This window comes from Streptomyces sp. NPDC006393 (assembly GCF_040628575.1).
Taxonomy (GTDB): domain Bacteria; phylum Actinomycetota; class Actinomycetes; order Streptomycetales; family Streptomycetaceae; genus Streptomyces.
Window position 1 is genome coordinate 1 of the sequence record NZ_JBEXZD010000189.1, and the last position, 7,158, is coordinate 7,158.

The following is a 7,158-nucleotide window of genomic DNA, read 5'->3' on the forward strand; positions in this document are numbered from 1 at the left end:
CCGGCTGATCACCCGCGCCCGCGGCGAGCTGGGGATCGAGATACCCATCCGCAAGCTCTTCGACCTTCCGACGGTGGCCGCGCTCGCCGAATGGTCGGAGGAATCGGCTGTTCCCGTTCGCCCCGCCCTCCGCAGGATGATCGTAGAGGAGTAGATCGAGTGATTCCGCTTTCGTTTGCCCAGCGCCGGATGTGGCTCACGCACCAACTGGAGGGCGGGGCAGAGACCTACAACATCTCCCCGGCGTTCCGGCTGAAGGGGCCGCTGGACGAGGCCGCCCTCGTCGCGGCGGTCCAGGACGTGGTCGCCCGGCACGAGACGCTGCGCACCACGTATGTGCTGGACGACAACGACGAGCCGCACCCGCGGATCCTGCCGGCGGCGCAGGCGCCGGTGGAGGTGCCGGTGGTCGAGGTGGCGCCCGACGCCCTGGACGACGCGGTCGACGCGTTCATCGCGCACCGCTTCGACCTGACGGCCGACATCCCGTTCCACGTGCGCCTGTTCCGCTGCTCGCCCGAGGAACACCTCCTCGTCCTCCTCATCCACCACATCGCCTCGGACGGCGTCTCGGGCGGGCCGCTGGCGCGGGACCTGACCACCGCCTACACCGCGCGCCTGGACGGCCGGGCGCCGGAGTACGAGCCGCTGGCCGTGACGTACAAGGACTACGCGCTGTGGCAGCGCGAGCTGCTCGGCGACGTCGCCGACCCGGGCTCCCTCGCCGCCGCGCAGGCCGACTACTGGCGCAAGGAACTGGCCGGTGTGCCGCAGCCGCTGAGCCTGCCGCTGGACCGTCCGCGGCCCGCGGCCAGGGACTCCAAGGGCGACTCGCTCGGCCTGGTGGTGGCACCGGAGGTGGCGGCCGGGCTGCAGAAGCTGGCCGACGAGCGCGGCATGACCATGTCGATGGTGGTGCAGGCCGCGCTGGGAGTACTCCTGTGCACGCTGGGCGGCGGGGAGGACGTCACGATCGGCAACCCGATCGCCGGGCGGACCGACGAGGCGCTCGCCGACCTGGTCGGGCTCTTCGTCAACACCCAGGTGCTGCGGCTGGACCTCTCGGGCAACCCGTCGTTCGCCGACCTGCTCCCGCAGGTGCGGGACAAGGCCCTGGCCGCCTACGAGCACCAGGACGTGCCGTTCGAGACCCTGGTCGAGCTGATCAACCCCGACCGCTCCACCTCGTACCAGCCGCTGTTCCAGGTGATGTTCGCCTGGCAGAGCTTCGAGAAGGCGGACTTCGAACTGCCCGGACTCAAGGTGGAGTTCCAGCAGTACCTCACGAACACCTCCCTGGCCGACCTGTTCTTCAGCCTGGCCTACGACGGCTCGGGGGCGCTGCGCGGCGACCTGATGTACGCGACCCAGCTGTTCGACCGGGACACGGCCGAGGCCATCGCCGCCCGGTTCGTACGGGTCCTCGAGCAGGTGGCCGCCGACCCGCGGGCGCCGCTCAGCTCGATCCAGGTGCTGGCCGAGGACGAGCGGGACTGGCTGGTGCGGCGGGTCAACGACACCGCGCGCCCGGTGGCCGCGGGGACCCTGCCGGAGGCGTTCGAGGCGCAGGTGGAGCGGACCCCGGACGCGGTCGCGGTGGTCGGTGAGCGGGAGACGCTGACGTACGGGGAGTTCAACCGTCGGGCGAACCGGCTGGCGCACTGGCTGGTCGAACAGGGGGCGGGCCCCGAGAAGCTGGTCGCGGTGAAGATCCCGCGCTCGGTGGATCTGCTGGTGGCGGTCTACGCGGTGGTCAAGGCGGGTGCGGCGTACGTGCCGCTGGACACCGAGCTGCCCGAGGACCGGGTGCGGCACGTGCTGGACAGCGCGCAGCCGCTGCTGCTGCTGGACGGGGTGCTGCCGGACGTGTCCGGATACCCGGAGACGAACCCGGAGCGGGAGCTGTCGCCGGACAACGTCGCGTACGTCATCTTCACCTCCGGCTCCACGGGTGGCCCGAAGGGTGTGCCGGTGGCGCACCGGTCGATCATGAACCGGATCACGTGGGGGCTGGAGCACTTCGACGTCACGGTCGAGGACCGGATGCTGGTGAGCACCTCGGCGAGCTTCGACGCCTCGGTGCCGGAGATGTTCTCCAACCTTCAGATGGGTGCCTCCGTCGTCGTCGCCAGCGCGGAGGGGCGCCGGGACCCGGCCTACCTGGCGGAGCTGATCCAGCGGGAGCGGGTGACCGGCGCCTTCTTCGTGCCCTCGCTGCTGTCGGCGTTCGTCACCGAGCCCACGGCCAAGGACTGCACCGGCCTGCGCTGGATCGAGGTCGCGGCCGAGGCGTTCCCGGCCGCGCTGGCCAACCGGTTCGTCGACATGCTGCCCGGCTGCTCCGCCCACAACCTCTACGGGCCCACCGAGGCGACCGTCGAGGTCACCGGCTGGCAGCACGTGCCGGGAGCGGACCGGGTACCGATCGGCACACCGATCTGGAACAACCAGGTCTATGTGCTGGATTCGGCGCTGCGCCCGGTCGCGCCCGGCGTCGCCGGGGAGCTGTACCTGGCCGGCACCTGCCTGGCCAGGGGTTATCTCGGCCAGACCGGGCTGACCTCGGAGCGGTTCGTGGCCTGCCCCTTCGGTGCGCCGGGGACCCGGATGTACCGCACCGGGGACCTGGTGAAGTGGAACAAGGACGGCCAGGTCGAGTACCTCGGCCGCACCGACTCCCAGGTCAAGGTCCGCGGCTTCCGGATCGAGCTCGGCGAGATCGAGCACGTGCTGACCGGGCACCCGTCCGTGGCCCAGGCCGCGGTCGTGGTGCGCGAGGACCAGAAGGGCGACCAGCGCCTGGTCGCCTACGTGGAGCCCGACCCGGACGCCGCCGTGGCCGATGTCCCCGCGCAGGTGGACGAGTGGCGCCAGGTCTTCGACGACAGTTGGGCCGATTCCGCCGATGAGGCGCTGGGCGAGGACTTCCAGCAGTGGAAGTCGGTGTACGAGGGCGAGCCGATCCCGCCGGAGCAGCTGCGTCAGTGGCAGGACGCGGCGGTGGCCCAGGTGCTGCGGTACGCGCCGCGGCGGGTGCTGGAGATCGGGGTCGGCTCCGGCCTGCTCCTCGCCGGGATCGTCGGTGAGGTCGACGAGTACTGGGGCACCGACATCTCCGCCACGGTGATCGACCGGCTCCGGGCGCAGGCCGGGCAGGCCGGCCACGGCGACCGTGTGCGCCTGAGCGTCCAGGCGGCCGACGACGTCTCCGGCCTGCCCCGGGGCGGGTTCGACACCGTCGTCCTCAACTCGGTGGTGCAGTACTTCCCGAGCGTCGAGTACCTCGACCAGGTGCTGCGCCAGGCCATGGAACTCCTCGCCCCGGGCGGTCGGCTGATCGTCGGCGACGTCCGCAACGCCGCGACACTGCGGATACTGACGACCGCCGAGCAGCGCGCGGCGCAGCCCTACGCCTCGCACGAGGAGATCCGGGCGTCGGTGGAGCAGGCGCTGCTCGCCCAGCGGGAACTGGTCGTCGCGCCGGAGTGGTTCGCCGAGTGGGCGGTGGACCGTCCCGTCGGCGTCGACATCCGGCTGAAGCCGGGGCAGGCGCACAACGCGCTGACCCGGCACCGCTACGCGGTCGTCCTGCACAAGGAGCCGGCCGACGTCCTCGACCTGGCCGGGGTGCCCGCGGTGCCGTGGGGCGGCGAGGTGTCCGACCTGGCCGGCCTGCGCGGCATCGCGGACCGGGCGGACGGCCCGGTGCGGGTGACCGGGATACCCAACGCACGGCTGGTGGAGGAGACCGCCGCGGCCGCCTTCGCCGGTGTGCTGAGCGAGGACGCCCCCTCCGGCAGGCCGGTCGATCCCGAGGACGTCGCCGCATGGGCGCGGCAGCAGGGTCTGGACGCGGTCCTCACCTGGTCGGGCGAGGCCGTCCACAGCTTCGACGCGGTGCTGCTGCCCGAGCCGCGGACCGCCGCGGTCACGGGGGCGTTCGTGCCCAGCGGTGTGGCCGGGCGGATCAGGGCCAACGCCCCCGCCCTGGCCAAGGCGATCGGCCCGCTGCTGGCCGAGCTGCCCGAGTACCTGGGCGCGCGGCTGCCGGACTACATGGTCCCGGCCGCCATGGTGCCGCTCTCGCAGCTCCCGCTGAACCCCGCCGGCAAGATCGACCGCGCGGCGCTGCCGTCGGAGCACACGAGCACCGTGAGCAGCGGAGAGCCGCGCAACTCCCATGAGGAGGACCTGTGCTCCTTCTTCGCCGAGCTGCTCAAGCTGGAGCGGGTCGGCATCGACGACGACTTCTTCGCCCTCGGCGGGCACTCGCTCCTGGCCACCCGGCTCAGCGCCCGCATCCGCAAGCGGTTCGGCGTCGACATGCCGCTCAGGACGATCATCCAGTACCCCACGGTGGCCGAGCTGGCGGCGCTGCTGCTCATCGGCAGCATCCCCGGCGACCACGCCGACTCGTTCGACGTCGTGCTGCCGCTGAACCGGGATCCCGGCACGGGCAAGGAGCCGGTGTGGTTCTTCCACGGCGGCGGCGGCCTCGGCTGGGCGTTCTTCACCTTCGCGCCGTACGTGCCGGACCGGCCGGCCTACGCCTTGCAGTCGCGCGGCTCCAACGGCAAGGAGCCGATGGCGGCGTCGGTGGAGGAGATGGTCGAGGACTACCTCGCCCAGATCCTCAAGGTCCAGCCGGAAGGGCCGTACTACCTGGTCGGCTGGTCCTTCGGAGGCCCGATCGCACACGCCGTCGCGGAGGCGATGGACCGGCGCGGGCTCGAGGTCGGTCTCGTGGCCGTCCTGGACTCCCAGCCGGCCAACTCCGAGCCGGACAACGGGTTCCGGGAAGTGGCCGGCCGGACGAAAGACCTCTACCGGGCGGATGTCGAGGAGGTCTTCGGCAAGTTCATGAACACCGGCAACATGGACAGCTTCCTGGACACCATGTCGCAGGTGGGCGCCAACAACCTGCAGAAGATGGGCGTCTTCGAGTCGCCGGTCTACCGCGGTGACCTGCTGTACTTCAACGCCAAGCTGGACAAGGTCGACGGAGTGACGTCGTACGGCCCCGACTGGCGGCCGCACGTCCTCGGCTCCATCGAGGAGTACGACGTGGACGCCACCCACCACGACCTGCACATGCCCAAGCCCGCGGGCCAGATCATGCAGGTCATCGCCCGCAAGCTGGCCCAGCCGTGACAGCGGGCCGCGGAATTCGCTCAGCGAACCGTCGAATGGATGATTGGGGTTGGTCGGGGTGACGGAACCCGGCACGTCCACGGACCACCGGGACCGGACCACGCTGCTGTGCGTGCCGTTCGCCGGAGCGGGTCCTTCGTTCTTCCACCCCTGGCGGGAACTGGCCGCCGGCCGCTGGCGCGTGAGCGCGGTCGAGCTGCCCGGCAGGGAGAAGCGGCTCCTGGAGGAGCCGTACCGCAATGTGGTCGAGGCCGCCAAGGCCGAGATCGACAACGTGGTCGCCGACCTCGGTGAAGGGGCACGGACGGTGCTGTTCGGGCACAGCCTGGGCGCCGTCCTCGCCTACGAACTGGTGCATCTGCTGACGCAGCGCGGCGTGCACGTCGAGCGGCTCGTCGTCAGTGGTTCGCCTGGACCGTGGACCCAGCGCGAGCGGCGGGCCGCGGGCCTGAGCGGCGACGAGTTCCTCGCCAGGGTCGAGGAGTTCGCGGGATTCCGGCACGAGGCGCTCGACCACCCGGAGATGCGCGAACTGATCCTGCCCGCGCTGCACGCCGACTGCACGATGCACGAGGCGTACGTGCCGAGCACCGACGAACCGGTGTCGGTGCCGATCTGCTCCCTGCGGGGCGACCATGACGGTCTGGTCACCGCGGAAGAGGCCCAGCAGTGGCGGGACGCCACCACGGCCGGCTTCACCCATGCGGAGTTCCCGGGCGACCACATGTACCTGGTCGATCACGGCCGGGAGGTGCTGGACGTCATCGAGGCGGAATCCGCGCGCGGTCGCTAGGAGACGCCTCCCGGCACTGCGCAGCTCACAGAAGGGCATCCGCCCCCCGGCGGATGCCCTTCTCGCTTCGGACGCGAGCACCGTTCTGCCGTGGGCGGCCGGACGGCGGCCGGGCGGCGCCTGGGCGGCGGCCGGCCGTCGAGGAGGACTCAGGGGGCATGTCAGGGGTGTGTCGGGCCGATGTCACGACCGGTGGGGACAGTAGCGGTATGAAGAGTTCCGCGATCGCAGTCTCAGGGCTGCGCAAGGCATATGGCGACAAGGTCGTGCTCGACGGCATCGACTTCGACGTCGCGGCGGGATCGGTCTTCTCCCTGCTCGGCCCCAACGGGGCGGGCAAGACGACGACGGTGAACGTCCTGACGACGCTGCTGACGGCCGACGCCGGCACGGTGCGCGTCGCCGGGCACGACGTGGCGACCGCGACCAAGCAGGTGCGCGCGGCCATCGGTGTGACCGGCCAGTTCGCCGCTGTGGACGATCTGCTGTCGGGCCGGGAGAACCTGCGGCTGATGGCGGACCTGAAGCGGGTGCGCTCCGCCGACCGGGTGGTCGCGGGGCTGCTGGAGCGGTTCGACCTGGTGGAGTCGGCGGACAAGATGGCGTCGGCCTACTCCGGCGGTATGCGCCGCAAGCTGGACCTGGCGATGACGCTGGTCGGCAAGCCGCAGATCATCTTCCTGGACGAGCCGACGACGGGTCTCGACCCGCGCAGCAGGCGCACGCTGTGGGGGATCGTCCGCGAACTGGTGGCCGAGGGCACCACCATCTTCCTCACCACCCAGTACCTCGAGGAAGCCGACCAGCTCGCCGACCGGATCGCGGTGCTCAACCAGGGCCGCCTGGTCGCGCAGGGCACGGCCGACGAGCTCAAGCGTCAGATCCCCGGCACCCACGTCCGGCTCCGGTTCGCCGACGCCTTCCAGCTCGACACCGCGGCGCGCGTCTTCGCCGGCTCCACGCGGGACGACGAGGAGCTGACCCTGCGGGTGCCCAGCGACGGTGAGTCGAGGTCGCTGCGGGCCCTGCTGGACCGGCTCGACGAGCACACGCTCAACGCCCAGGAGTTCTCGGTGCACACACCGGACCTCGACGACGTCTTCCTCGCCCTGACCGAGCACACGAGCGAGCCCGTGAACGAGGACGAGAACGAGAACGAGGACAAGAAGGAGGCCATCGCGCGATGAGTACCGCCTCGACGGCGTTCGCCGATT

General features: G+C 71.2%; 4 protein-coding genes. All 4 read left to right on the plus strand.

Features of this window, described 5'->3' with window-relative positions; translation table 11 throughout:
* Nucleotides 1-7: 7 nt before the first annotated feature.
* The 4 genes from ABZ484_RS37960 (at nt 8) to ABZ484_RS37975 (ending at nt 7,131) form a co-directional block, all read left to right on the plus strand.
* The gene (locus tag ABZ484_RS37960; protein ID WP_358870513.1) at nt 8-154 is read left to right on the plus strand and encodes a phosphopantetheine-binding protein; all 147 of its coding nucleotides are present in this window, start codon (nt 8-10) and stop codon (nt 152-154) included.
* Nucleotides 155-159: 5 nt separating this feature from the next.
* Nucleotides 160-5,151 carry an amino acid adenylation domain-containing protein gene (locus ABZ484_RS37965; RefSeq protein ID WP_358870510.1) on the plus strand — a complete coding sequence of 1,664 codons (4,992 nt, stop codon included), beginning with the start codon at nt 160-162 and terminating at the stop codon, nt 5,149-5,151.
* A gap of 58 nt (nt 5,152-5,209) precedes the next feature.
* Nucleotides 5,210-5,944, plus strand: coding sequence for an alpha/beta fold hydrolase (locus ABZ484_RS37970; RefSeq protein WP_358870511.1), 735 nt, complete (start codon nt 5,210-5,212; stop codon nt 5,942-5,944).
* Nucleotides 5,945-6,153: 209 nt separating this feature from the next.
* A complete protein-coding gene (locus ABZ484_RS37975; protein WP_358870512.1) occupies nt 6,154-7,131 on the plus strand; it encodes an ATP-binding cassette domain-containing protein in 978 nt (325 codons plus the stop codon).
* The last annotated feature ends 27 nt before the right edge of the window (nt 7,132-7,158 follow it).

Excerpts from the sequence above, each read along its gene's own strand:
- ABZ484_RS37975 (WP_358870512.1), top strand. The coding sequence starts at position 6,154 with ATGAAGAGTTCCGCGATCGCAGTCTCAGGGCTGCGCAAGGCATATGGC.